Genomic DNA, 25386 nt, shown 5'->3' with positions numbered 1-25386 from the left:
CACTCTCCGCCTGATGTGCCCTTACCCGCGCGCACGCCGGAAAATGATACGTATAACGAGGTTAACACGCCCGAGCGCTTCCGGATGACATCTGGCGTCGGCCGGCCGCACAAAACAAAACGGGGAACCCACTGGGTTCCCCGTCGTTCAACCGAATCGTTTCGCGGCGCCGCTCATCGCGCCAGCAACCAGCGTACGTAGCGCGAGACACCCTCGCCCACCGTATAGAACGGCTGCGTGTAACCGCCTGCCTGACGCAGATGGTCGATATTCGCCTGCGTAAAGCTCTGATATTTGCCGCGCAGCGCGTCCGGGAAGTCGATGTACTCGATCAGCCCCTGACGCACCAGTTCGTCGAGCCCCAGCGGGGCTTCGCCCTTTTCTTCGCGCAACGTGTTGATGACCGCCACGGCGATGTCGTTGAACGGTTGCGCACGGCCCGTGCCCAGATTGAAGATGCCGCTACGCTCCGGGTGATCGAAGAAGTGCAGGTTCACCTTGACCACGTCTTCCACCGATACGAAGTCGCGGCTTTGCGTACCCGCTGCGTAGCCGTCGTACTCGCCGAACAGCTTCACACGGCCATTGGCGCGGTATTCGTTGAAGTTGTGGAACGCCACCGATGCCATGCGGCCCTTGTGCGCTTCGCGGGCACCGTACACGTTGAAGTAGCGGAACCCTGCCACCTGACTCGGCAGCTTGCCGCCGGCGTCACGCATGGCGCGGCGCACAATCTGGTCGAACAGAAACTTCGAGTAGCCGTAGACGTTCAGCGGCTTCTCGTATTCGCGCGTCTCGACGAACGTCTCGGACGCGCCGTAAGTCGCCGCCGACGAAGCGTAGAGAAACGGCACAGCCTGTGCCAGCGATGCGTCGAACAGCGCCCGCGTATAGCGGAAGTTGTTCTCCATCATGTAGCGGCCGTCGGTCTCCATCGTGTCGGAGCAAGCGCCTTCATGGAAAATCGCGCGCACACGACCGAATTCACGGCGCTGGAAACGCGCGACGAAATCGGTCTTGTCGAGGTAGTCGCTGATCTCGCAATCCACCAGATTGTGAAACTTGTCGGCGCGGGTGAGATTGTCGACCGCCACAATGTCGGTTTCGCCACGCTCATTGAGGGCTTTGACAAGGTTGGCGCCGATGAAACCTGCGGCGCCGGTCACGATGATGGTCATGTCAGTTCGGGAAAAGTTCGGTGTAGTCCACGCTCGCCGTGCCCAGCTTGCCGACCACGATACTGCCGGCACGATTCGCCAGCACCACCGCTTGCGGCAGCGGCAAACCGGCGGAAAGTGACGCTGCGAGCGTCGCGATCACGGTGTCGCCCGCGCCCGAGACATCATACACTTCGCGTGCCTGCGCCGGCACGTGCAGCGCCCCGGTCTCGGTGAACAGGGTCATGCCTTCTTCCGAGCGCGTCAGCAGCAGCGCCTCGAGGTCCAGCGATTCGCGTAAATTCTGCGCGCGTTGCGTCAAGTCGTCTTCCGAGCGCCATTCGCCCACGACCTGCTGCAACTCCGCGCGGTTCGGGGTGAGGATCGTCGCGCCGCGATAGCGCTCGTAATCGCTGCCCTTCGGATCGACGAGCACGGCCTTGCCGGCCGTACGCGCCGCTTCGATCATCGGCTGCACGTGGGTCAGACCGCCCTTGGCGTAATCGGAGAGCAGCACCACGTCGTAGTCGTTCACCAATTGGCGGTACTGATCGAGCACAGCCAGCAGCACTTCACGGGCGGGCAAGTTCTCGAAATCGATACGCAGCAGTTGCTGCTGACGCGAGACGATGCGCAGTTTGATCGTGGTGGCGAGGTCCGCGTCACGCGTGACATACGACGTCACGCCGCTCGCTTCGAGCATGTCGGTGACGCGGTTGCCCGGTTCGTCCTGCCCCAGCACGCAGAGCAGCCCGGCATGCGCGCCGAGCGACGTCGCGTTGAGCGCCACGTTGGCGGCGCCGCCCAGTCGCTCCTCGTTGCGCTTGACGTGCACGACCGGCACCGGCGCCTCCGGGGAAATGCGATTGACGTCGCCAAACCAATAGCGATCGAGCATCACGTCGCCGACGATCAGCACGCGCGCGCGCGCGAAGGCCTCGCGGGAAACGGTGGGCACGCCCGGTGCCTGCACCGTGCGAGTGAGCGAAGTTGCCGTCGATGTCATCCGTCGCTCCTCGAAACTCAGGCGGGCACGTGCAAGCCGCGGCCGATGGCGTGGTACTCCACCCCCAGCTCGCGCATCGCTTCCGGATCGTAAAGATTACGACCGTCGAAAATCAGCGGCATCGACAGCGACGCCTTCACGCGGGCGAAGTCGGGGCTGCGGAAGGCCTTCCATTCGGTGACGATCACGAGCGCATCGGCGCCGGTGAGCGCATCGTTCTGCGAGGTGCAGAATTCGATGCGTGCGTGGGCGGTCGGATCGTCCGCGAAGTCGAGCGCGATCACGCGGCGTGCTTCTTCAAGCGCCACCGGATCGTAGACGCGCACGCGCGCACCACGCGCGACCAACTCGGCGATCACGCGACGGCTCGGGGCCTCGCGCATGTCGTCGGTGTTCGGCTTGAAGGCAAGGCCCCAGAGTGCGAACGTCTTGTCCGAGAGATCTTCGCCCAGACGCTTCACGATCTTGCCGATCAGTACGGTCTTCTGCGTTTCGTTGACGGCTTCCACCGCATCGAGAATCCGCAGCGGCAGACCGTAGTCGTCGGCCGTACGCACGAGTGCCTGCACATCCTTCGGGAAGCAGGAACCGCCGTACCCGCAGCCAGCGTAGAGGAAGTGATAGCCGATGCGCGGGTCCGAGCCGATGCCCTGACGCACGTTTTCGATGTCGGCGCCCACGCGGTCGGCCAGATTGGCCAGCTCGTTCATGAACGAGATACGCGTCGCGAGCATCGCGTTGGCCGCGTATTTCGTGAACTCCGCCGAGCGAACGTCCATATACAGCGTGCGCTCGTGGTTGCGGTTGAACGGCGAGTACAGACGCTTCATCATGGCGCGCGCCTGCTGGCCGTCGGCATCGTCGTCCACGCCGATCACGATCCGGTCGGGGCGCATGAAGTCGTCCACGGCCGCGCCTTCCTTCAGGAATTCGGGGTTCGAGACGACCGAGAACGACACGGCTTCACCGCGCTTGGCGAGCTCGTCGCTCACGGCGGCGCGCACCTTGTCGGCCGTGCCGACCGGTACCGTCGACTTGTCGACGATGACCTTGAAGTCCTTGGCGTAACGGCCGATGTTGCGGGCGGCGGCGACCACGTATTGCAAGTCGGCGGAGCCGTCTTCGTCGGGCGGGGTGCCCACGGCGATGAACTGCACGTCGCCGTGCGCGACCGACGCTTCGATATCCGTCGAAAAATGCAGGCGGCCCGCTTCACGATTGCGCGCGATGATCTCTTGGAGACCCGGCTCGTGAATCGGCACGCCGCCGTTGTTCAGAATCTCGATCTTGCGCGGATCGACGTCAAGGCAGAACACGTCGTTGCCGACGTCTGCCAGACACGCGCCCGTAACGAGGCCGACGTAACCGGAGCCGATGATGGTGACTTTCATGATTGCGCGAACTTTAAAAAATTAGGAGGCCGCCGGCACGTCGGCACGTCGCGGCGTATAAGTCTCCCAGCCATTACAGCCGGGGCATTGCCAGTAAAAGAGTCGGGCACGGAAGCCGCACTGGTCGCAGACATAGCGGGGCAGCGACTTCGTGCGTTGCGTGATGAGCTTGCCCATCAGTTGCAGGTCGGTCTGCGTGTCTCCATGGGCCGTCGCGGCGTGTGCTTCGAGCAACCGCGCCATTCCCGGCGCGCTCGGCGCCCGTTGCATCTGCTCGCGCATCGCCTTCAGCGCGGCCTCGGGACCATTCAGCGACAACGTCTTTTCATAGACGATCTCAAGCAAGTCGTCAGACGGATTTCGCATCAACGCGTCATGCAGCAAGGCCAGCCCTTCCGGCGCACGGCCCAGCGCTTCATAGGCACGCATCAGCCGCTTGGCAGCCAGCCCCAGATAGACGGGGTTCTGCTCTTCGATCGTGCGCAACACGCGCAGCGCGCCTTCGGCGTCGCCGGCCGCCAGCAGCATGTCGCCACGCAAGAGCGGCGCGCGCACATTGGCCGGGTTGACGTCGAGCGCCGCGTCCAACTCGCGCGCGACGGCTTCGGCATCCTTGCGTTGCAGCGCTTCCTGCGCCAGTTCGCAATGAAACTGTGCAATTTCCTTGCGGTACGACACGGCCGGGTCGAGATCGCTGAGCGTCTCGGCTTCGGTGAGCGCCTTGCGCCATTCTTTCTCGATCTGATAGATCGTGAGTTTGGCGTGCTGCGCCGCCTTGGCGTAGTTGCCCGTTTGCAGTCGACCGAAGGCTTCTTCGGCGCGATCGAGCAGCCCTGCCTTCAAGAAGTCGTGACCGAGCTCGTAGAGCGCGTGCTCCTGATCGGTTTTCGGCAGATCATCGCGCGAAAGCAGGTTCTGATGCACGCGAATGGCGCGCTCGGTCTCGCCGCGGCGGCGAAATAGGCTGCCGAGTGCGAAGTGCAGTTCGGTGGTCTCGGGGTCGAGCTTCGCGACTTCGATGAAGGCATCGATCGCCTTGTCCGGCTGCTCGTTGAGCAGGAAGTTCAGCCCGCGAAAATAGGATGCCGGCAGGTTGCGGCTCTCGGAGAGCAGGCTGCGCAAATCCAGCCGCGCAGCGACCCAGCCGCAGCCGAAAATCACCGGGATGGCCAGTAGCCACCAGACCTCGAATTCCATGGATGCGTGTTGTCTTTGAAACAGTCGATGAGGATGGCGAAGGTCGCCAGCTTGCGCGCCTGCCGGTTCAGACCGGCGGCAGCATCGGCGGCTGGTCGCTCGCCTCGGGGTCGCGCTGCGCCCGCGCCAGATCCCGGCGGGTGCGACGCAGCTCAAGCCGCTGACGCATCAGGCTCGGCAACGTTGCCAGCACTCCGATGACGCCACCGACCACGAAGAACGCCAGACCGATCATGATGAGCGGTGCCGTCCACGTATGGCCCAGGAACAGGTTCAACGTGACTTCGCCCGTGTTGGCGAGTGCGAGACACAGCAACACCACGAAGACGATGAGACGAACGATCCAAACAATCAGCTTCATGCCGAAAGGCTCCTGCGGCAGGATTGCCGTATGTTTTGCAACTTGCTCGGCCCGCAGGGTCCATTGAGACTGCCCACGCGCGGGCCGGCACGTGCGCGTATTGTACCGGATGTGCCCTGAGAGGCGGCGTTCATGCAACGCGCTTCACATTTCCGGGAATTGTGTGCATCTGCGCTCCCGGAAACAAAAAAAGCGCCCTGAGGCGCTTTTTTTGCGTAGTAGATCCCAAAGGGCCTTATTGGTCCGACGCCTTGTGATCAACCCGCTCTCGCAGCTCCTTGCCGGGCTTGAAGTGAGGCACGAATTTCTCCGGCACCATCACTTTCTCACCCGACTTGGGGTTGCGGCCGACGCGCGGTGGCCGACGGTTGAGCCCAAAACTACCAAATCCGCGGATCTCGATACGGTGGCCGCGCGCAAGCGCGTCAGCCATCGCGTCGAGAATCGTCTTCACCGCGAAATCGGCATCCTTGAGCACCAACTGGGGAAACCGCGCCGCCAACTGGTTGACCAATTCAGACTTGGTCATAGGCCTTGGACCTTACTGATTCTGGCTGTCCAGCTTGGCCTTGAGCAGCGCACCGAGGTTGGTGGTGCCGCTCGCTGCCGAGCTGTCCGACGACAACTTGCTCATCGCTTCCTGTTGCTCAGCCGAATCCTTGGCCTTGATCGACAGGTTGATGTTGCGCGACTTGCGGTCGATGTTGACGATCATCACGTTGACGGCGTCACCATCCTTGAGCACGTTGCGGGCATCTTCCACGCGATCTTGCGAGATTTCCGAAGCACGCAGGTAGCCTTCGACGTCCTCACCCAGCGACACGACAGCACCCTTCGGATCAACCGACTTGACCGTACCGTTGACGATCGAGCCCTTGTCGTTGATCGCAACAAACGTGTTGAACGGATCGCCTTCGAGCTGCTTGATACCCAGCGAGATGCGTTCCTTCTCGACGTCGATACCCAGAACCACGGCTTCGACTTCGTCGCCCTTCTTGTACTTGCGGACGGCGTCTTCGCCGGTTTCGCTCCACGACAGGTCCGAAAGGTGGACCAGGCCGTCGATGCCGCCAGGCAGACCAATGAACACGCCAAAGTCGGTGATCGACTTGATGCCGCCCTTGATCTTGTCGCCCTTCTTGAAGTTGCGCGAGAAATCATCCCACGGGTTCGGCTTGCATTGCTTCATGCCGAGGCTGATACGACGACGGTCTTCGTCGATCTCAAGAACCATGACTTCGACTTCGTCGCCCAACTGGACAACCTTGGTCGGTGCAACGTTCTTGTTGGTCCAGTCCATTTCCGACACGTGAACCAGGCCTTCGATGCCCGATTCGACTTCGACGAATGCGCCGTAGTCAGTGATGTTGGTGACCTTACCGAACAGGCGGGTGCCTTGCGGGTAACGGCGAGCAATGCCTTCCCACGGATCTTCGCCGAGTTGCTTAACGCCCAGCGAGACACGGCCCTTCTCTTGATCGAACTTGAGGATCTTGGCGGTGACTTCTTGGCCAACCGACAGAACTTCGCTCGGGTGACGCACACGACGCCATGCGATGTCGGTGATGTGCAGCAGGCCGTCGATACCGCCGAGGTCCACGAATGCGCCGTAGTCGGTGATGTTCTTGACCACGCCCTTGACGATCGCGCCTTCCTTCAGGGTTTCGAGCAGCTTGGCGCGCTCTTCACCTTGGGTGGCTTCGATCACAGCACGGCGCGACAGCACAACGTTGTTGCGCTTGCGGTCGAGCTTGATAACCTTGAATTCGAGGGTCTTGCCTTCGTACGGGGTCGTGTCCTTGACCGGACGCGTGTCAACCAGCGAACCCGGCAGGAATGCGCGGATGCCATTGACCATCACGGTCAGGCCGCCCTTGACCTTGCCGGTGATCGTACCGGTCACGAGGTCGCCCGATTCGAGAGCCTTTTCCAGTTGCAGCCACGAAGCCAGACGCTTGGCCTTGTCGCGCGACAGCACGGTGTCGCCGTAGCCGTTTTCCAGGGCGTCGATCGCCACGGAAACAAAGTCGCCGGCCTGAACTTCGACCTCGCCCTGATCATTCAGGAATTCTTCGATGGGGATGTACGCTTCGGACTTGAGCCCGGCGTTGACGACCACGAAGTTGTGGTCAACCCGAACGACTTCAGCGCTGATGACTTCACCAGCACGCATGTCTTGACGGGAGAGCGACTCTTCGAAAAGCGCCGCGAAAGATTCGTTGGTCGAGGTTTGCAGGTCGGACATAAATGTGGATTACGCCGCTGGCGTCTCAGATCCCGAAGGGGGGGCTGACAAAAACGCACAACGGTTGGGTTAAAGGTTAGACAAATCCGGACTGAGTGACTGCATGAAACACTCGGTCAGGCGCCTTGCGGGTACTGCACTTGCGCGAACCATTCGAGCACCTGAGCCACCGCCTGATCGACGTTGAGCCCGGAAGTATCGAGTACCCGCGCACCCTCAGCTGGCCGTAGCGGCGCTTCGACACGATTTCTATCCCGTGCGTCACGCGCCTCAAGATCCAGCATGAGACTGTCTATGTTAGCAGAAAAACCTTTTTCTATCAATTGCTTATACCGCCTCTCGGCACGGGCCTGTGGCGATGCGGTCAAAAACACCTTCAGTTCCGCCTCGGGGAAGATCACCGTGCCCATGTCGCGACCGTCCGCTACGAGTCCCGGCGCGGTCTTGAAGCCCCGCTGCAAGGCCACCAGCGCCTGACGCACCGGCTTGTGCACCGCAATACTCGACGCCCGGTTACCGATCGCTTCGGCCCGGATCGCGTCGGTCACATCTTCACCCGCCAGCCAGATGCGCTGTTCCTTGAACCGCACGTCGAGCGTCTCGGCCAGCACCGTGAGCCCATTGGCGTCGTCCGGGTCAATCCCGTGGCGGGCGCTCGCGAGCGCCGTCAGGCGGTAAAGCGCGCCGCTGTCCAGATAATGGAAGCCCAGCGCGTCGGCAACACGGTGCGCCACCGTTCCCTTGCCGGACGCCGTCGGGCCATCCACCGTAATTACCGAAACCGAATCGTCCACGAACATCGAATCAGGCATCCCTTCGTCTCTGTCTATCCAACGCATTGAAAAATAAAACTTCCGAATTAAATAATAATGATTATCATTTAGATGTAAACGCAACTCGCGTCCCGGAAGGTGTCACTGCCATGCAAAGCCGCGATTATCCCTTAGTCGGCCCCGAATGGGCCCCATCACCCGACGAACCACCGCGCCGTCCGCAGCGCTGGCTGGGGTTCGCCGGCGCGGGCACGCTGATTGCCGTTGGCTATATGGATCCGGGCAACTGGGCCACGGCCATCGCCGGGGGCGCCCGATACGGCTACACGCTCCTGTCCGTCGTCCTGCTTTCGAGCATGATGGCCTTGCTGTTGCAGTGGCTTGCCGCGCGCGTCGGTCTGGTGACCGGGCGCGACCTTGCCCAACTCTCACGTAGCCAGTATAGCCGCCGCACTTCGCTGGCGTTATGGGCGCTTTGCGAGATCGCCATCATCGCCTGCGACCTCGCCGAGATCATCGGGAGTGCCGTGGCGCTGCAACTGCTCTTCGGCGTGTCGCTGCCCGTCGGGGTGCTGCTCGCCGGGGCGCTCGCCTTCGCCATGCTCGGTCTGCAAGGTTTCGGACAACGCCGCCTCGAGGGTGCCGTCGCCGCGCTCATTCTGCTGACTGCCGGTTGCTTTGCCGCCCAACTGGCCCTCGCCAATCCGGACTGGGGCGCCGCCCTTGCCGGGATGCGCCCACGCAGCGAAATCGTCGCGCAGGCGGGCATGCTTTGGCTCGCGACCGGCATTCTCGGTGCGACGGTCATGCCGCACAACCTTTACCTGCATTCGGCCCTGCTGCGCATGCGCGGCGAGGCCATGCCCGAACGCACGCCGGTCACGATGGCACGCGCGTTGCGCGCGACGCAATGGGACACGACGCTCTCGCTCGGCTTTGCGTTTCTGATCAACGCGGCATTACTGATTCTTGCGGCAGCCGTGTTTCACGCCAGCGGCAACACCGGTGTGGAATCGCTTGGCGACGCCCACAAAATGCTCGCCCCGTTGCTGGGGAATCAATGGGCTGGCGTGATGTTCGCCGTTGCGCTGCTCGCCTGTGGCCTCAATTCAACGGTGACGGCAACGCTTGCCGGTCAGGTCACCATGGAAGGCTTCCTGAACCTGCGCATGAAGCCTTGGCAGCGGGCACTGATCACGCGCGGGCTGGCCTTGATTCCCGCGCTACTGATCGTCGGCCACGGCGGTGAAGCCCAGACGACCAACCTGCTGATCTTCAGTCAGGTAGTGCTGAGCCTGCAATTACCATTTGCCGTGATTCCACTCGTTCGCTTTGCCGGCGATGCCAAGCTGATGGGGCAATGGCGAGTCCGCGGGCTATTGCTGGCACTGGCGTGGATCATCGCCGCCGCCATCGTGGCGCTCAACGGCGTGCTGCTCTGGCAAACGATGACGGGGCAAGGCTGAGCCGCCCCGCGCCATCGCTGCCAACCCGTCGCCAACGTCGCAAAAAATCACGACGCCATTACGACGCCACGCGGGCAAACTCGTCGAAATAGGTCGGGAACGTCTTCGCAACGCACTTCGGATCGTTGATGGTTACCGGCACGCCTCCCAAGCTCACCAACGAGAAGCACATCGCCATGCGGTGGTCGTCGTAGGTATCGATGGATGCATTCGGCGTCAGCACTGCGGGCGGGGTCACGCGCAGGTAATCCGCGCCCTCTTCCACCGTCGCGCCCACCTTGCGCAGTTCGGTCGCCATCGCGGCGAGGCGGTCGGTTTCCTTCACCCGCCAGCTCGCGATGTTGCGCAGCGTCGTCGTACCGTCAGCGAACAATGCCGCAACGGCAATCGTCATCGCCGCATCGGGAATGTGATTGAAGTCCATGTCGAGCGCACGCAGCTTGCCGCTCGGCGTATCGATGCCACGCACTTCGATGGCGTCGTCGTGCAACGTGACGCGCGCGCCCATCGCGGCAAGCGCATCGACAAACCGCACGTCGCCCTGAATGCTGTCGCGTCCCACGCCTTCGACCCGCAGCGGGCCGCCGCCAATCGCACCGGCGGCGAGAAAGTACGATGCCGACGAGGCATCGCCTTCGACGCGAATCTCACCCGGGCTAAGGTACTTCGCCCCGTCAGCCCCGGCCGCCCCGGCCGCCGGCAACGTAAAGCGCTCCCAGCCATCCTGCCGCACATCGATACCGAACCGGCGCAGCAAGCGCAAGGTGATGTCGATATAGGGCTTGGAAATCAGTTCGCCTTCGACTTCCACCACAATCTCGCCGGTGGCTGACGGCAGCAGCGGCAGCGTAAGCAGCAGCGCGGTGAGGAATTGACTCGACACATCACCACGCACGCGAATTGGCGCAGCGGGTGCCTCGACATCGGCCGGCTTGATGTGCAACGGCGGATAGCCGTCGTTGCCGAGGTAATCGATCTGCGCGCCAAGCTGCCGCAGGCCGTTCACCAGATCGCCGATCGGACGTTCGTGCATGCGCGCCACACCCGACACGTTGTAATCGCCATGACTGAGCGCGAGCGCGGCCGTCAACGGGCGAATTGCCGTCCCGGCGTTGCCCATGAAGAGCTTGGCAGACTTGACGGGAAACACGCCCCCACAGCCTTCCACAATGAAGTCACGCGTATCGCCCACCTGCGTGCAGGGGACACCGAGCGCAGCAAGCGCGTCGAGCATCACGCGAGTGTCGTCGGATTCCAGCAAATCGCGTACGCGCGTCGTGCCGCGCGAGAGCGCGGCGAGCAGCAGTACGCGATTCGAGATGCTTTTCGAGCCGGGCAGGCGCAGCGTGCCTTCGGCGTGCCCGTACGGGCCGAGATCGAGCGTTTCCATTACTTTTCCTGTTGCTTGGCCCAGTCCGTGCGCGCTTGGCTGGTACGCGCGAACACGGCCTCGAGACCGGCGCCGTCGCCGGCATCGATCAGTTGGCGCAGCGTACCTAGCGTTGCCAGATAGCCGTCGAGTTCGGCCAGCAACGCTTCGCGGTTGGCGACGCAGATGTCGCGCCACATCTCCGGATTCGACGCGGCAATGCGCGTGAAATCGCGAAAGCCACCGCCGGCGAAGCCGAACTTCAGCGCCGCATCGGGCGCCTCGAGAATCTGCGCGATCAGTGCATAAGACAGCACATGAGGCAAATGACTGACCGACGCAAACACGCGGTCGTGCTGCGTTTCAGTCATCTCCGACACACGCGCCCCCGTGGCCTCCCACATGGCACGCACACGCGCCACATCTTCGCCACGATTTTCGGGTTGCGGACACAAGACGACGCGCCGGTCGCGATACAGGTCGGCCTTCGCCGCATCGACGCCGGACAACTCCGCCCCGGCAATCGGATGCCCGGGCACAAAGCGCCACACCGCATCGCCGAGCGACGCGCGTGCAGCGGCAACCGCGTCGCTCTTGGTGCTGCCCGCGTCCGTCACGATCGTGTCGCCGTGCAGATGCCCACGCATCGCGGCGAGCAACGCAGGGGTCTGCGCGACCGGAGCCGCCAGCACCACGATATCGGCACCGGCCACCGCGTCAGCCATCGATGTGGCCGCGCGGTCGATCACGCCGAGTTCGCAGGCGCGCGCCAACGAGGCCTCGCTACGCCCGACACCGACGACTTCGCGCACGTCGCCTGCGGCTTTGAGCGCACGCGCCAGCGAGCCGCCGATCAGGCCGACACCGCAGATAACGAGTTTATTCAGACTCATGGATGTATCGCCTGCCACGCGTCAGGCCGAGCGCGGGTAGGACCCGAGCACCTTGCAGTACGCCGCGTTCTGTCGCAGCGAATCAAGTGCCTTGGCCACATTGACATCGTCGCGATGCCCCTCGAAGTCGACGTAGAAGTAGTACTCCCACGCGCCGCTCTTGGCCGGACGCGACTCGAAGCGGGTCATCGACACGCCGTTATTGGCCAGCGGTTCGAGCAGCGCCACCACGGCACCGGCACGATTAGGCACCGACAGAATCAGCGACGTCTGATCGTGGCCGCTCGGCGACGGATCCTGCGTGCCGATCACGACAAAGCGCGTACGGTTGTGCGGATCGTCCTGCACGTGCGAAAACGCGATCTGCAAGCCGTATTGCGTTGCCGCCGAATCGCCGGCAATCGCAGCAATCGCCGGGTCAGCCGCCGCCATACGCGCCGCTTCGGCGTTGCTCGACACCGCCTGACGCTCCAGCGTCGGGAAATGGGCCGTCAGCCAGTGCTGGCACTGCGCCAGCGACTGGGCATGCGAACAGATACGGGTCACGCCGTCGAGCGCGCCGGATTGCGACATCAGATTGTGGTGGATCGGCAATGCGACCTCGCCACCGATCGTCAGCGGGCTTTGCAGCAACAGATCGAGCGTGCGCGACACCACGCCTTCGGTCGAATTCTCGACCGGCACGACGCCAAAGTCGGCGCTGCCGGCTTCCACCGCCCGAAATACTTCATCGAGCGACGGGCACGGCAGGCCCTTAACGCTCTGCCCGAAGTAGGCGAGCGCGGCCTGCTCGCTGTAGGTGCCTGCCGGGCCGAGGTAGGCCACGGTCATCACCTTCTCGAGCGCGCGGCTCGCCGACATGATCTCGCGCCAGATCGACGCGAGATTATCGCCATACAGCGGGCCGTCGTTGGCCTGTTGCAGTCGCGAAATTACCTGCAATTCGCGTTCGGGCCGGAACACCGGCGCGCCGAAGCGCTTCTTCACCTCGCCCACTTCGAGGGCGACGGCGGCGCGTTGATTGAGCAGCTTGAGCAGCTGCTCGTCGATGGCATCGATTTTCTCGCGCAGGGGGCGAAGCGATGCGTTCAGATCATCATCCATGGAGCGTGTTGTCTTTTTGCGATGGGACATAGTCAGGCAGCTTGCGGCGAGGCGTTCTTGTCGAGGTGTCGGGAGAACGCCATCACGCCGGTCATTTGCCCTCGTCAGCCGTGGCTGCGCTCGAATTCGCGCAGATAGTCGACCAGCGCCTGGACACCGGCAAGCGGCATCGCGTTGTAGATCGAGGCGCGCATGCCTCCCACGGACTTGTGGCCCTTGAGTTGCAGCAGACCGCGCTCGCGAGCGCCGGTCAGGAAAGCTTCGTTGAGTGCGTCGTCGTGCAGGAAGAACGGAACATTCATCCGCGAGCGGCAGTCCGCTTCGACCGTCGTGCGATAAAACCCGCTGCTGTCGAGATAGCCGTAGAGCAGTTCGGCCTTGGCCTTGTTCTGCGCTTCCATCGCGACGAGACCGCCCTGACGCTTGAGCCACTGGAACACCAGCCCGGCAATGTAGATCGCGTAGGTCGGCGGCGTATTGAACATTGAATCGTTCTCGGCGACCGTCTTCCAGTCGAAGGCGCTCGGCGTGAACGGCAGCGAGCGGCCCAGCAAGTCGTCGCGAACGATGACGAGGGTCAGGCCCGACGGGCCAATGTTCTTCTGCGCTCCGCCGTACAACACGCCGAACTTCGAGACATCCATCGGGCGCGACAACACGTGCGACGAGACATCGGCCACGAGCGGCGTGTCCGCCGGCAAGCCGGCAGCCGCCAGATCGGGCGTCCAGAAGTATTCGACACCGTGGATCGTCTCGTTCGTGCAGATGTGCACGTACGCCGGGTCCTTCGACAACTGCCATTCCGACACCTGCGGCAAACGCGTGAACTTCTCGGCCTCGGTCGTTGCCGCGATGTTGACGTCGCAGTACTTGCGCGCCTCTTTCTGCGACTTCACCGACCACGAGCCGGTCACCACGTAATCGGCCGTGCGACGCTCGCCCGCACGCTCACCGCCGAGCAGGTTCATCGGCACGATGGCGTTTTCCGCGAGCGCACCGCCCTGCATGAACAGGATGCGGTAGTTGTCGGGAACCGCCAGCAGTTCGCGCAGATCGGCTTGCGCCTGCGCCAGAATGCTCATGAACTCCCGGCCGCGATGGCTCATCTCCATCACGCCCATCCCGGCACCTTGCCAGTCGAGCATCTCTTCGGCTGCCTGCGTGAGAACCTCGGCGGGCAGTGCCGCCGGTCCGGCGGAAAAGTTGAAAGGGCGCGTCATAGTCTTTTGCTGCGGTAAAAGTGAAACGCAAGCCGTCGGATTCTGTCCCGGGCGGCTTGCGTTTCACATCTGACTTGTATCGGTTGCGCAGCAGCGGTAAGGGCCAACTATACCGCCAGTTGGCCGTCCCGTGCGGGCGCTCGGCCAGATTCCCCGGCAAAACGCCGACTTTCAGCGATTTCCGAGCATGTCATGCCGATTTGCCCATGCAATGCAAAATGGCCGTTTGCGATCACTCGCAAACGGCCATTATCGGTCAATCCCTGAGGGACCGGCCGGAATTTACTTCTTGGCCGGAGCCTTCGGTGCCGACTTCGACGCCGCAGCAATTTCCTGGTCAGCTTGCGAGCTGGTTGCCTGGATCGATTGCGGCATGTACTTCTGCATCAGACCGCCAACCACTTCCTGGCCGACCTGATCCTGCACCTTGATGTACTTCTGGCCAACCGCACTCTTGTAGAAGTCCGTCAGACCCTTGATTTCTTCGGTCGTGTAGTACTTGCCATAGGCGGCGTACTGGGCTTGCACTGCGTCGTTCTTGAACGCATCCGAAGTGAAGACCTTGCCTGCACCGTCGACCAGCTTCTGCACCGAATTTTGTTGCAGGGTCGGCACGATGGCTTGCTTCTGGGCATCGCTCAACGTCTTGTTTTCGACCAGTTGGCGTTCCAGCACTTGCGGAGCCAGTTGCTTGGCTTGCTGCTGTGCGCCTTCACCGATGGCCGTCACGAGCTTGTTCGCATCAATCGCGTCGAGCAGTTGCTTGATGGCCGCCTTCTTGTCAGCGTCCAGCGGAGCGCTCGCCGGTGCCTGAGCCATTGCCATTGCCGGGGCTGCCAACAGCAGCCACATCCACTTCTTGACGTTGTGTTGCATAGTAATAGTCACTCCAAAATTCGCCGGCTCCCGCCAACGATAAATAGATGCATCCTCGCCTGGGCATTTCACTGCATCGGGCCAGATTCTACTGACTTTTCGGGGTAATGCACCTACAGCTTACAACGAGTTACGGTTACAACCAGTTACGGCGCCTCACTCGGTAGCGTCAGATTCCGCCGCATCATCGCCGCCTTCCGCGTCACCGTTCTCGGCGACTTCGGCGTCGGATTCAACGATGCGTTGCAGACCCGAAAGCGTCGTGCCCTCGTCCAGGCTGATCAGCGTCACCCCTTGCGTGGCCCGGCCCATCTCGCGAATTTCCGACACTCGCGTACGGATCAGCACCCCGCCCGTCGTGATCAGCATGATCTCGTCATCCGGCTCAACCAGCGTCGCCGCGACCACCCGGCCGTTGCGCTCGCTCGTCTGGATCGCAATCATACCCTTAGTGCCACGGCCGTGGCGCGTATATTCGGTGATCGAAGTCCGCTTGCCGTAGCCGTTTTCGGTTGCCGTCAGCACCGACTGCTGCTCGTTTTCGGCGACCAGCAGCGCGATGACCGTCTGACCGTCTTCGAGCTGCATGCCGCGCACGCCGCGAGCCTCACGGCCCATCGGACGCACGTCGTTCTCGTCGAAACGCACGGCCTTGCCCGAATCGGAGAACAGCATCACGTCGTGCGCACCATCGGTGATGGCAGCGCCGATCAGCACGTCGCCGTCATCGAGATTCACGGCGATGATGCCCTTCTTGAGCGGTCGGCTGAAGGCCGCCAGCGGCGTCTTCTTGACCGTGCCCAAGCTAGTTGCCATGAACACGAAGCGATCTTCCGTGAACTGCTTGACCGGCAGCACCACGTTGATCTTCTCGCCATCCTGCAACGGGAACATATTGACGATCGGACGGCCACGAGAGTTCCGCGAACCTTGCGGCACTTCCCAGACCTTGATCCAGTAAACCCGGCCGCGGTTCGAGAAGCACAGGATCGTGTCGTGCGTGTTCGCAATGAACAGCGTATCGATCCAGTCGTCGTCCTTGGTCGCCGCAGCCTGCTTGCCCCGGCCGCCGCGCTTCTGTGCACGGTACTCGGACAGCGGCATCGACTTGATGTAACCCGTATGCGACAGGGTAACCACCATGTCCTGCGGCGTGATCAGATCTTCGGTATCCAGCTCGGTGGCGTTATGTTCGATGGTCGAGCGGCGGGCATCGCCGAACTCGGCACGCACGGCGGTCAACTCTTCGCTGATGATTGCCGTCACGCGTTCCGGGCGGGCCAGAATGTCCAGCAGGTCGGCGATCTGCGCCATCACTTCCTTGTACTCGGAAACGATCTTGTCTTGCTCGAGGCCCGTCAGGCGTTGCAGACGCATCTGCAAGATTTCCTGCGCCTGCGTTTCCGACAGACGGTACAGGCCGTCGAGCTGCATACCCACGGCGGCGTCGAGCCCTTCCGGACGATAGGCTGCACGGCCGCCTTGCGTCTCGCTCTCGGCACGCGCCAGCATGTCGCGCACGACCGACGAATCCCACGCCTTTTCCATCAACGCAGCCTTCGCGATCGGCGGCGTCGGGGCCGCCTTGATGATCGCGATGAAGTCATCGATGTTAGCGAGTGCTACCGCCAGACCCTCGAGTACATGGCCACGTTCGCGTGCACGACGCAGTTCGTAGACCGTACGGCGAGTAATCACTTCGCGGCGGTGCGCCAGGAAGTGCACCAGCATTTCACGCAGGTTCAGCAGCTTGGGCTGGCCATCGACCAGCGCCACCATGTTCATGCCGAACGTGTCCTGCAACTGCGTGTGCTTATATAGATTGTTCAGCACGACTTCAGGCACTTCGCCGCGCTTGAGCTCAATCACCACACGCATGCCGCTCTTGTCGGACTCGTCGCGGATGTCGGAAATACCTTCCAGACGCTTTTCGTTGACCAGCTCGGCGATACGCTCGAGCAGTGAGCGCTTGTTAACTTGATACGGCAGCTCGTCGACGATGATCGCCACGCGTTGACCGCGGTCGATATCTTCGAAGTGAGTCTTTGCTCGCATCACCACACGGCCACGACCGGTGCGGTAGCCTTCGCGCACGCCGGAGATGCCGTAAATGATGCCCGCCGTCGGGAAGTCCGGTGCCGGGATGATCTCGATGAGTTCATCGATGGTGGCATCCGGGTTCTTCAGTACGTGCAGACACCCTTCGACCACCTCATTGAGGTTGTGCGGCGGGATGTTGGTTGCCATACCGACGGCAATACCCGACGAACCATTGAGCAGCAGGTTCGGGATACGGGCCGGCAGAATCAGCGGTTCCTTCTCGCTGCCGTCGTAGTTCGGACCGAAGTCGACGGTTTCCTTGTCGATGTCAGCGAGCAGCTCATGGCCGATCTTGGCCATACGAACTTCGGTGTACCGCATTGCCGCAGCGTTGTCGCCGTCGACCGAGCCGAAGTTGCCCTGACCGTCGACCAGCATGTAACGCAGCGAGAACGGCTGCGCCATGCGAACGATCGTGTCGTATACAGAAGCGTCGCCGTGCGGGTGATACTTACCGATGACGTCACCGACGATACGCGCCGATTTTTTGTATGCCCTGTTCCAGTCGTTATTCAACTCGTGCATGGCGAACAGCGCCCGGCGGTGAACCGGTTTCAGGCCATCACGTACATCGGGCAATGCACGGCCGACGATCACGCTCATCGCGTAATCGAGGTACGACCGTCGCATTTCTTCTTCGAGTGAAATCGGGAGAGTTTCTTTGGCGAACTGATCCATTATCCGTGTCTATCAAACGCTCATCGCGATAGGCGGTTGCCGGCGATATGATCTCGGGATTCTAACATGCTCGCTATTAGCATCCGAAACCGGCGTGATGCAGCGCACAAGACATGTCGAGGATGCCAAAACGTCGGCGGACGAAGAAGAATGAAACGGTTGGCGAGGCGCCTCAAAAGGTGTTGCGCTCAAACCACAACTGCGCCATGAGGGGCGGCAAACCTGGGTTTTTTCTCGCGGGCGGCAGGAGCGCTATGGCAAAATGCGACGGCATAAGTTAGACATTATTCGAAGTGCATGGGCCATGCTTTCGCGCACTCGGCGATGTTATACTTCGAGCGATGTAAGACTTTGGTTCCGTCGTCTAGGCTCGCAGTAAACCTGCGGTAATCTCATTTCGAGAGGAGAAATATGAATAAATTCGCTAAGCTCGCGATCGTTGCAGCTACCGCAGTGATGGCTGCTTCGGCTATGGCTCAAAATTATGTCCAGACCGCTCCGGGTCCGATCGCGGCCTCGAAACAAGCAGTCAACGACAACTGGGTTAACGGCAGCGGCGAGTGGGTTTGGAAGAACGGTTCGGACGAACTGTGCTGGCGCGATGCCTACTGGACCCCGGCGACGGCCAACGCCAAGTGCGACGGCTCGATCATCGCTCAGGCTCCGGCTCCGGCACCGACCCCGGTCGCTCCGGTGATCCAGTCGCAAAAGGTCACGTACCAAGCCGACGCCCTGTTCGACTTCGACAAAGCCATCCTGAAGCCGGCCGGTAAGGAAAAGCTGGATGACCTCGCAGGCAAGGTCCAAGCACTGAATCTGGAAGTTGTGGTCGCCACGGGTTACACCGACCGCATCGGTTCGGACAAGTACAACGACCGTCTGTCGCTGCGCCGCGCTCAAGCTGTGAAGGCTTACCTGGTTAGCAAGGGTGTCGAAGCCAACCGTGTCTACACGGAAGGCAAGGGCAAGCGTAACCCGGTTACCACGGGTTGCAACCAGAAGAACCGCACTCAGCTGATCTCGTGCCTGGCACCGGATCGCCGCGTGGAAGTGGAAGTGGTCGGCACGAGCAAGTAACTAGCTCGCCGATTGAAAAACCCCGCCTCGGCGGGGTTTTTTTTCGTCTGCTGACGGCGAGACGTGTCGAATTCGCCACGAAGCCGTCTCATAGGTATCTCGAATCCGTCTCAGCCGACCAATCGAAACCCGGCACCGCCTGCGACATCAAGTCGCATCGGGCTTAGGGGTGCCGGCCTCAGGCCTCAGGCCTCACTCCCCAACTGCGGGTACTGCCGCTTCACCATGAAGGACATCAGCGCCTTCACCGGCCGGTCACGCCACCACGAGCCAGTCTCCAACGGCTTGAACATCATGCGCGTCGCGGCCTCCACCGGCATGTACTGCTTCATGACGTCCCCCGACATCGCGAGAAACGCCTCCCACTTCATCATCTCGAACGGTGGCGGCGACCGCCAGAAGTTGTTGAGCGGTTCGAAGGCAAACGCAATGTCCTCATCGCGCACCAGTTCGCTGCGCGCCACCATGGTGCGCAGGCGGCTGATGACGCCGTGCTGCTCCACGGCGTTGTAGCGGTCGAAGGTCTTACGGAAGTACCGGTAGTGCCCCACCTCTTCGTTGCTCAGCTTGTGCATCATCTGCTTGAGCTCTTCCACCGGCATATACGATTCGAGGCAGCGGTAGATCATGGCGGTCTGCGTTTCCGTCACGCACCGCGACAGCGCCTCGAGCGCGAGGGATGGCCGCATATGCTCCACGTCACAACGGGGCTTGTAGCGGGCCAGAAACGCCTCGTAGGCGGGTGCCCAATCGAACTCGGGCCAGACACGTGCGATGTAATCCTTGGCCAGACGCCCGTGCTCGACCTCTTCAGGCAACCACGTATCGCGCAACCACGTTTTCATTTCCTCGTCGTCGCCATACATCTGGTTGAGCGTGGAAACGAACTCAGGCACGCTGGTCTCGATGAACGACACCGTGGCCAGAGAATAGAAGATGAACGCGTTCGTTCGGACTGACGGCTCTGCTGCCATGACACACTCTCCTATCGGCATAGGCGGTTGAACATGTATCGCTCAAGCACGTACATGCGCCTCGGGCGAGGCGCCGCAGGCGACGGGCAGTTGCTGCACCGCACATTTCGCCTGCTGCCTCATCCGTTGCATGATGAGGCTCATAAAGGTCATACGAAGTTCACAAAGGCATAGTATAGGAATTGGCTCAATATCGCAGCGCGGCACACAATCGATTACAAATGCGCCGGCATTCCGCCAGTTATGCGAGGATGTCCGCTGTTCCGCCAACAAAAACAACTGAAACCAACCGTAACCAACATGACGCAACGCTACTGGCTGATGAAATCCGAGCCCGAAGAGGCAAGCATCGACGATCTCGCGAGTGCCAAGCAGCAAACCCTGCCATGGACCGGCGTACGTAACTATCAGGCGCGCAATTTCATGCGCGACGGCATGCGCGTCGGTGACGGTGTTCTCTTCTATCACTCCAGCTGCGCCGTGCCGGGTATCGCCGGTCTGGCCACCGTCGCGTCGACCGCCTACCCCGACCCGACGCAGTTCGATCCGAAGAGCCCCTACTACGACGCCAAGTCCAGTCCCGCTACGCCGCGATGGCTGCTCGTCGACGTCAAGCTCGATCGCAAGACCCGTCTGGTGCCGCTCACAGAAATGCGCGAAACACCCGAACTCGAGGGCATGCTCGTGCTCGCGCGCGGCAACCGGCTCTCGATCACACCGGTCGCCCCCGAGCACTGGAAATTCATCACCAAGCACTTACTCAAATAGCGATTGGGAACCAATTTTGCATCGATAGCGTCTCTATAACGTTGTCGATGAACGCATAGTGCGCCCCCCTTTAGGCCTACGGCGTGCATCGGCAACCGGTCAAACGTTCGCCAATCAGACGCGAACTTACATTCAAAAAAGGACAAACTATGCGCAAATCTCTCGCTGCCGCCCTGTTGATCGCCACTGCCGCCAACGCAGCCTATGCCCAGTCGGGCGATGAGTCGAACCGCCAGCTCGCGGGCGTGCTGGGCCTCGAAGCCCACGCCACGAAGGAAGTCGATCAGGACACCGTGCACATCACGATGTCTGCGGAAGAACAAGGCGCCGACGCCGCCACCGTGTCGCGCAACCTGACGCAAAAGGCGAACAACGCGATGGCCAAGGCCAAGACGCAGAACGCCGTGCAAGTGCAGACGGGTAACGTCTCGCTGTATCCGACGACCAATCGCGACGGCAAGATCACCGCGTGGCGCGGCCGCACCGAACTGCAACTGAAGTCGAAGGATTTTGGCGCCGCATCGCGTCTGGCCAGCGAAATCTCCGGCCAGATGCAAATGGACGGCGTGTCGTTCTCGCTCTCGCGTGAAGCGCAGGAAAAGACGCAGGCCGAGTTGACCAATCAGGCCATTCAGGCATTCCGCGATCAGGCGCAAAGCAACGCGACGGCGTTCGGTTACAAGAGCTTCACGATTCGTCAGGTGCAGGTCGGCGCCAACGCCCCGATCATGCCGCGCATGTACGCAATGAAGGCAGCCCCGATGGCCGCCAGCGCCGATGCCGCGCCGCCGATGCAACTCGAAGGCGGCAAGACGCAGGTCACCGTGACCGTCTCGGGTACCGTGCAGATGAAGTAAGCCGGGGCCTACGCCTCGCGCGCGTTGCCATCGAGTTTCCCGATCGACGCAATGAAAAAGCCGCCCTCTCACGGGCGGCTTTTTCATTGGCCGTTTGACTTAGAACAACCCCATCTGCCGCGTGACCAGCGCGTCGAACGCATCGCCCACAAACGGCAGAATCGCGTCCGCCACGGGCTTGAGTTGATTCTCCAGATAGTGCTCGTAGTCGAGCGCTGAACGCCGGTCTTCAAGCGGCTCCGGCCCAGCGGTCGTCATCACGTAGCTGATCCAGCCACCGTTCTGATACTGCGGCGGGCGTCCGTGACGGCGATTGAAGTCATCGGCAAGACGCGCGGCACGCACATGCGGCGGCACGTTGCGCTCGTAGTCGCCCAGCTTGCGGCGCAAACGTTTGCGGTACACCAGCCGGTCATCCATCTCGCCCGCGAGCGTGCGCGCCACGTAATCGCTCACATACTCCCGATACGGCTCGCCGCGAAAAATGCGCGAATACAGGTCTTGTTGAAACTGCTGCGCGAGCGGTGACCAGTCGGTGCGAACCGTCTCCAGCCCCTTGTAGACCACCGCTTCGCTTCCGTCAGGCTGCATCACCAGCCCCGCATACCGCTTCTTGCTGCCCTGCTCCGCACCCCGCACAGTCGGCATCAGAAAGCGTCGATAGTGCGTGTCGAACTCCAGCTCCAGCGCGCTTTCCAGATCGTAGGTTTCGCGCAGATGCGTGCGCCACCAGTTATTGACGTGCGTCACCAGCGCCCGGCCGATGTCCTCCGCCTGCGCCTCCGTGCGCTGCACGCGCAACCACACGAACAGCGAGTCGGTATCGCCGTAGATGACCTGATAACCACGCGCCTGAATCAACTCGCGCGTCTTGCGCATGATCTCGTGCCCGCGCATCGTGATCGACGACGCCAGACGCGGATCGAAGAACCGGCAGCCGCTCGATCCCAGCACCCCGTAGAACGCATTCATGATGATCTTCAATGCCTGCGACAACGGCGCATTCTTCTCGCGCTTGGCTTCGTCCCGCCCTTGCCAAACCTGTCTGACGATGGCCGGCAGACAGTGACGGGTACGGGAGAAACGCGCCCCGAGAAACCCCGGCACCGAATCGGCATCGCCCGGATGATGCATGCCTTCCACCAGCCCGACCGGGTCGATCAGGAACGTGCGGATGATCGACGGATACAGACTCTTGTAATCGAGCACCAGCACCGAGTCGTACAGGCCGGGGCGCGAGTCCATCACGAAGCCACCGGGGCTCGCCGCGCCTTCGACATCGCCCAGATTGGGCGCCACATAGCCCTGCCGATGCATCGACGGCAGGTACAGATGCGTGAACGCCGCCACCGACCCGCCACTGCGATCCAGCGCGAGCCCAGTAACAGCGGAACGTTCCAGCAGGAACGCCAGCAGACCGGTCTTCGCGAAAATGCGAGTGACCAGTTCGCAATCCTTGAGGTTGTAGCGCGCGAGTGCGGGCTTGTCCTCGGCGAACATTCGGTCGATCTCGGCCATGCGCTCATACGGCGTATCAATCGCCTTGCCCTCACCCAGCAGCGTCTGCGCCACGTTCTCGAGACTGAACGACGGAAACGTCCACGTGGCCGAGCGCAGCGACTCGATGCCGTCGATGAACACGCGCCCCGGCGCGCTCGCGAAGAAGTGGTTGCGATGTTCTCGCCATTCGAGCGGCGTATCGCCGCGCCCGAGCAAAAGGGGCGTCTGAAATCGCGTCGCGCTCTCGTGCAGCACGCGCAAATCGAACTGAATCAGATTCCAGCCGATGATGGCGTCGGGATCGTGACGCACCAGCCAGCCGTTCAGGCGCTGGATGAGTTGCGCACGGGTGTCGCAATATTCCAGCGAGAAGTCGAGATCGGCATGACCATCTCCATTGGCCGGCCCGAGCATATAGACCTGCCGCTGTCCGCAGCCCTCCAGCGCAATCGAGTACAGGTCGCCATGGATGGTCGTTTCGATATCGAGCGACACAATGCGAAGCGCCGGGCGATAGCGCGGCGCGGGCTTCATCCGTACTTCGGTGATAAGTCCGCCGGCGCCATCGGCACTATCGTCACTATCGCCCCCCTCCGCCCCCAACTGCCCGGCAAACTCCACCGGCGCCGTGATGAACCGCTCCATCAGAAAGCGTTCGGGCGGACGAATGTCGGCTTCATAGACATCGATGCCCGCGCTACGCAGCAGGGTTTCCAGCTTGAGCAGCGGACGTTGATGGCGGCAGTAGACCCCCAGCACAGGCCGACGGTGAAAATCCGTCAGTGCCAGCTCGCGCAATTCGTACTGATCGGATTGGCGCTCATTGCGCAGCAATGTTTCCAAGCGCGCGCGTTGTTCGACGGGGACGAAAACGACGTTGGTCTGCACGGGCAGCCGCACCCGTCGCGGCCCGTCGTCGGTGGCGAGCCAGAATTCGACTTCGGTGCCGGCGGGCGTATCGCGCCAATGCCGCGTGAGGAGAAAACCGTGCTGTCGATCCACCAGAAGCCGCTTTACGTATCCAAGATGAGGGGGGTACTGCGTTTCGCGTATTTTACGTCGCGGCGTCCAAACTCGCCCCACCGGCGCCCCACCAGCGCACCGACGGCCATCCCCGAAGCGCCGCCGCACGCCCCCCGCCCCCGTGGTCACTCGGGTTTCGTCACCCCAGCCATTCGGGGTAGGATGACGGGCACGTAGAAAGCTAACAGGAGACGAACATGACCAGCCTTATCCCGACTGTGGACCCCGATGGCCTGCTGGAATATTCAGTGGTCTATACCGACCGGGCGCTGAACCACATGTCGCAAGCCTTTCAGGGCGTGATGCGCGACATCTCGCGCGTTCTGAAGGATGTGTATCACGCGCAAGCCGCGATCATCGTGCCGGGCAGCGGCACCTTCGGCATGGAAGCCGTCGCGCGGCAGTTTGCGACTAACAAGCGCTGTCTGGTCATTCGCAATGGCTGGTTCAGCTATCGCTGGAGCCAGATTTTCGAGATGGGCAGCATTCCGGCCAGCACCGAAGTGCTCAAGGCCCGCCCGGTCACCGAAGGCCGTCAGGCCGCGTACGCCCCGCCCCCGATCGATGAAGTCGTCGCGGCGATTCGCGAGCACAAGCCCGAGATGGTGTTTGCGCCGCACGTCGAGACCGCTTCCGGCATCTTGCTGCCCGACGATTACCTGCGCGCCGTGGCCGACGCCACGCATGCAGCCGGTGGCCTGTTCGTGCTCGATTGCATCGCCTCGGGCACGATCTGGGTCGACATGGAAGCCACCGGCGTCGACATCCTGATCAGTGCGCCGCAAAAGGGTTGGAGCGCGTCGCCGTGCTGCGCGCTGGTAATGCTGAACGCCGCCGCGCGCGCAAAGCTCGACACCACCACCAGCACCAGTTTCTCGTGCGATTTGCGCAAGTGGCTTCAGATCATGGAAGCCTACGAGAAAGGTGGTTTTGCCTATCACGCCACGATGCCGACAGACGCCCTGAGGGTGTTGCGCGACGTCATGCTCGAAACCGAAGCGTACGGTTTCGAGAAGGTGCGCGAGGAACAGCAATCGCTGGGCGACAAGGTCCGCGCACTGCTCGCCGAGAAGGGATACCGCAGCGTGGCGGCGAAGGGGTTCGAAGCGCCGGGCGTGATCGTGAGCTATACCGACGACGACGCCATTCACTCCGGCAAGAAGTTTGTCGTGCAGGGCATGCAGATCGGTGCCGGCGTGCCGCTTCAGGTCGACGAGCCGGCCGACTTCAAGACGTTCCGTCTTGGCCTGTTCGGGCTGGAGAAGCTTCACAACCGCGAGCGCACGATCGACAGTCTGGCGAAGGTGCTCGACGAGATCGCCTGACGAAAACAAAACGGGAGGGCGCCACG

At 62.0% G+C, this 25386-nt stretch carries 21 protein-coding genes; 5 read left to right on the top strand and 16 right to left on the bottom strand.

All coding sequences use genetic code 11. The annotated features are described in order from the left end of the window. Window positions 1-173: 173 nt before the first annotated feature. From rfaD to cmk, 8 genes are all read right to left on the bottom strand, one after another. A complete protein-coding gene (gene rfaD, locus PIN31009_RS06900; RefSeq protein ID WP_150789765.1) occupies window positions 174-1178 on the bottom strand; it encodes an ADP-glyceromanno-heptose 6-epimerase in 1005 nt (334 codons plus the stop codon). A gap of 1 nt (window position 1179) precedes the next feature. Next, window positions 1180-2163, bottom strand: a complete 984-nt coding sequence (gene rfaE1, locus PIN31009_RS06895) for a D-glycero-beta-D-manno-heptose-7-phosphate kinase (protein WP_150683604.1) — start codon at window positions 2161-2163, stop codon at window positions 1180-1182. A 17-nt stretch (window positions 2164-2180) separates the two neighbouring features. Then, a complete protein-coding gene (locus PIN31009_RS06890; RefSeq protein WP_150683603.1) occupies window positions 2181-3554 on the bottom strand; it encodes a UDP-glucose dehydrogenase family protein in 1374 nt (457 codons plus the stop codon). A 21-nt stretch (window positions 3555-3575) separates the two neighbouring features. Then, on the bottom strand, window positions 3576-4751 hold the full coding sequence (gene lapB / locus PIN31009_RS06885) for a lipopolysaccharide assembly protein LapB (protein ID WP_087688663.1): 1176 nt from the start codon (window positions 4749-4751) through the stop codon (window positions 3576-3578). A gap of 67 nt (window positions 4752-4818) precedes the next feature. Beyond that, on the bottom strand, window positions 4819-5112 hold the full coding sequence (locus tag PIN31009_RS06880) for a LapA family protein (protein WP_042115054.1): 294 nt from the start codon (window positions 5110-5112) through the stop codon (window positions 4819-4821). 235 nt (window positions 5113-5347) lie between these two features. Further along, on the bottom strand, window positions 5348-5641 hold the full coding sequence (locus PIN31009_RS06875) for an integration host factor subunit beta (RefSeq protein WP_017232087.1): 294 nt from the start codon (window positions 5639-5641) through the stop codon (window positions 5348-5350). A gap of 12 nt (window positions 5642-5653) precedes the next feature. Beyond that, window positions 5654-7357 carry a 30S ribosomal protein S1 gene (rpsA, locus tag PIN31009_RS06870; protein WP_058375474.1) on the bottom strand — a complete coding sequence of 568 codons (1704 nt, stop codon included), beginning with the start codon at window positions 7355-7357 and terminating at the stop codon, window positions 5654-5656. A gap of 116 nt (window positions 7358-7473) precedes the next feature. Continuing rightward, complete coding sequence (gene cmk, locus PIN31009_RS06865) at window positions 7474-8169, bottom strand: (d)CMP kinase (RefSeq protein WP_150683602.1); 696 nt, start codon at window positions 8167-8169, stop codon at window positions 7474-7476. Window positions 8170-8279: 110 nt separating this feature from the next. Here cmk and PIN31009_RS06860 point away from each other — a divergent pair, with 110 nt between their 5' ends. Further along, window positions 8280-9596: an Nramp family divalent metal transporter gene (locus PIN31009_RS06860; RefSeq protein ID WP_150789764.1), complete on the top strand. Its 1317-nt coding sequence runs from the start codon at window positions 8280-8282 to the stop codon at window positions 9594-9596. A 58-nt stretch (window positions 9597-9654) separates the two neighbouring features. Here PIN31009_RS06860 and aroA read toward each other — a convergent pair whose 3' ends face one another. The 6 genes from aroA to gyrA form a co-directional block, all read right to left on the bottom strand. Continuing rightward, a complete protein-coding gene (aroA, locus tag PIN31009_RS06855; RefSeq protein ID WP_150789763.1) occupies window positions 9655-10986 on the bottom strand; it encodes a 3-phosphoshikimate 1-carboxyvinyltransferase in 1332 nt (443 codons plus the stop codon). Further along, window positions 10986-11876: a prephenate dehydrogenase gene (locus tag PIN31009_RS06850; RefSeq protein WP_425495469.1), complete on the bottom strand. Its 891-nt coding sequence runs from the start codon at window positions 11874-11876 to the stop codon at window positions 10986-10988. Before PIN31009_RS06850 ends, aroA begins: the two co-directional genes overlap by 1 nt. A 3-nt stretch (window positions 11877-11879) precedes the next feature. Continuing rightward, window positions 11880-12962 (bottom strand): prephenate dehydratase, encoded by a 1083-nt coding sequence (pheA, locus tag PIN31009_RS06845; protein WP_150789761.1) that lies wholly within the window; start codon window positions 12960-12962, stop codon window positions 11880-11882. A 104-nt stretch (window positions 12963-13066) separates the two neighbouring features. Then, entirely contained in the window at window positions 13067-14182 is a 1116-nt protein-coding gene (gene serC / locus PIN31009_RS06840) for a 3-phosphoserine/phosphohydroxythreonine transaminase (RefSeq protein ID WP_150683597.1), read from the bottom strand. Between the two features lie 282 nt (window positions 14183-14464). Beyond that, complete coding sequence (locus PIN31009_RS06835; RefSeq protein ID WP_150789760.1) at window positions 14465-15058, bottom strand: DUF2059 domain-containing protein; 594 nt, start codon at window positions 15056-15058, stop codon at window positions 14465-14467. A gap of 156 nt (window positions 15059-15214) precedes the next feature. Next, a complete protein-coding gene (gyrA, locus tag PIN31009_RS06830) occupies window positions 15215-17836 on the bottom strand; it encodes a DNA gyrase subunit A (protein WP_150683595.1) in 2622 nt (873 codons plus the stop codon). Between the two features lie 411 nt (window positions 17837-18247). On the opposite strand from gyrA, the gene ompA reads away from it, so the two are divergent. Beyond that, a complete protein-coding gene (gene ompA, locus PIN31009_RS06825) occupies window positions 18248-18913 on the top strand; it encodes an outer membrane protein OmpA (RefSeq protein ID WP_058375482.1) in 666 nt (221 codons plus the stop codon). A 185-nt stretch (window positions 18914-19098) separates the two neighbouring features. Here the strand turns inward: ompA and PIN31009_RS06820 are convergent, their stop codons facing one another. Further along, a complete protein-coding gene (locus PIN31009_RS06820; RefSeq protein ID WP_150789759.1) occupies window positions 19099-19887 on the bottom strand; it encodes a hypothetical protein in 789 nt (262 codons plus the stop codon). A gap of 300 nt (window positions 19888-20187) precedes the next feature. Between PIN31009_RS06820 and PIN31009_RS06815 the strand changes: the two genes are divergently transcribed. Then, entirely contained in the window at window positions 20188-20655 is a 468-nt protein-coding gene (locus tag PIN31009_RS06815) for an EVE domain-containing protein (RefSeq protein ID WP_150683593.1), read from the top strand. 149 nt (window positions 20656-20804) lie between these two features. Further along, entirely contained in the window at window positions 20805-21512 is a 708-nt protein-coding gene (locus PIN31009_RS06810; protein ID WP_150683592.1) for an SIMPL domain-containing protein, read from the top strand. A 99-nt stretch (window positions 21513-21611) separates the two neighbouring features. Here the strand turns inward: PIN31009_RS06810 and PIN31009_RS06805 are convergent, their stop codons facing one another. Next, a complete protein-coding gene (locus PIN31009_RS06805) occupies window positions 21612-24014 on the bottom strand; it encodes a DNA polymerase II (protein ID WP_150789758.1) in 2403 nt (800 codons plus the stop codon). Between the two features lie 218 nt (window positions 24015-24232). Between PIN31009_RS06805 and PIN31009_RS06800 the strand changes: the two genes are divergently transcribed. Further along, complete coding sequence (locus PIN31009_RS06800; RefSeq protein ID WP_150789757.1) at window positions 24233-25360, top strand: aminotransferase class V-fold PLP-dependent enzyme; 1128 nt, start codon at window positions 24233-24235, stop codon at window positions 25358-25360. Window positions 25361-25386: the final 26 nt, after the last annotated feature.

The organism is Pandoraea iniqua (assembly GCF_902459685.1).
Taxonomy (GTDB): domain Bacteria; phylum Pseudomonadota; class Gammaproteobacteria; order Burkholderiales; family Burkholderiaceae; genus Pandoraea; species Pandoraea iniqua.
This window is presented reverse-complemented; position numbering and strand designations above follow the sequence as displayed.

Excerpts from the sequence above, each read along its gene's own strand:
- PIN31009_RS06860 (WP_150789764.1), top strand. The coding sequence starts at position 8,280 with ATGCAAAGCCGCGATTATCCCTTAGTCGGCCCCGAATGGGCCCCATCA.
- PIN31009_RS06815 (WP_150683593.1), top strand. The coding sequence starts at position 20,188 with ATGACGCAACGCTACTGGCTGATGAAATCCGAGCCCGAAGAGGCAAGC.
- rfaD (WP_150789765.1), bottom strand. The coding sequence starts at position 1,178 with ATGACCATCATCGTGACCGGCGCCGCAGGTTTCATCGGCGCCAACCTT.
- rfaE1 (WP_150683604.1), bottom strand. The coding sequence starts at position 2,163 with ATGACATCGACGGCAACTTCGCTCACTCGCACGGTGCAGGCACCGGGC.
- pheA (WP_150789761.1), bottom strand. The coding sequence starts at position 12,962 with ATGGATGATGATCTGAACGCATCGCTTCGCCCCCTGCGCGAGAAAATC.
- PIN31009_RS06875 (WP_017232087.1), bottom strand. The coding sequence starts at position 5,641 with ATGACCAAGTCTGAATTGGTCAACCAGTTGGCGGCGCGGTTTCCCCAG.
- aroA (WP_150789763.1), bottom strand. The coding sequence starts at position 10,986 with ATGGAAACGCTCGATCTCGGCCCGTACGGGCACGCCGAAGGCACGCTG.
- PIN31009_RS06800 (WP_150789757.1), top strand. The coding sequence starts at position 24,233 with ATGACCAGCCTTATCCCGACTGTGGACCCCGATGGCCTGCTGGAATAT.
- PIN31009_RS06880 (WP_042115054.1), bottom strand. The coding sequence starts at position 5,112 with ATGAAGCTGATTGTTTGGATCGTTCGTCTCATCGTCTTCGTGGTGTTG.
- gyrA (WP_150683595.1), bottom strand. The coding sequence starts at position 17,836 with ATGGATCAGTTCGCCAAAGAAACTCTCCCGATTTCACTCGAAGAAGAA.
- ompA (WP_058375482.1), top strand. The coding sequence starts at position 18,248 with ATGAATAAATTCGCTAAGCTCGCGATCGTTGCAGCTACCGCAGTGATG.
- serC (WP_150683597.1), bottom strand. The coding sequence starts at position 14,182 with ATGACGCGCCCTTTCAACTTTTCCGCCGGACCGGCGGCACTGCCCGCC.
- cmk (WP_150683602.1), bottom strand. The coding sequence starts at position 8,169 with ATGCCTGATTCGATGTTCGTGGACGATTCGGTTTCGGTAATTACGGTG.
- rpsA (WP_058375474.1), bottom strand. The coding sequence starts at position 7,357 with ATGTCCGACCTGCAAACCTCGACCAACGAATCTTTCGCGGCGCTTTTC.
- PIN31009_RS06835 (WP_150789760.1), bottom strand. The coding sequence starts at position 15,058 with ATGCAACACAACGTCAAGAAGTGGATGTGGCTGCTGTTGGCAGCCCCG.
- lapB (WP_087688663.1), bottom strand. The coding sequence starts at position 4,751 with ATGGAATTCGAGGTCTGGTGGCTACTGGCCATCCCGGTGATTTTCGGC.
- PIN31009_RS06810 (WP_150683592.1), top strand. The coding sequence starts at position 20,805 with ATGCGCAAATCTCTCGCTGCCGCCCTGTTGATCGCCACTGCCGCCAAC.
- PIN31009_RS06890 (WP_150683603.1), bottom strand. The coding sequence starts at position 3,554 with ATGAAAGTCACCATCATCGGCTCCGGTTACGTCGGCCTCGTTACGGGC.
- PIN31009_RS06820 (WP_150789759.1), bottom strand. The coding sequence starts at position 19,887 with ATGGCAGCAGAGCCGTCAGTCCGAACGAACGCGTTCATCTTCTATTCT.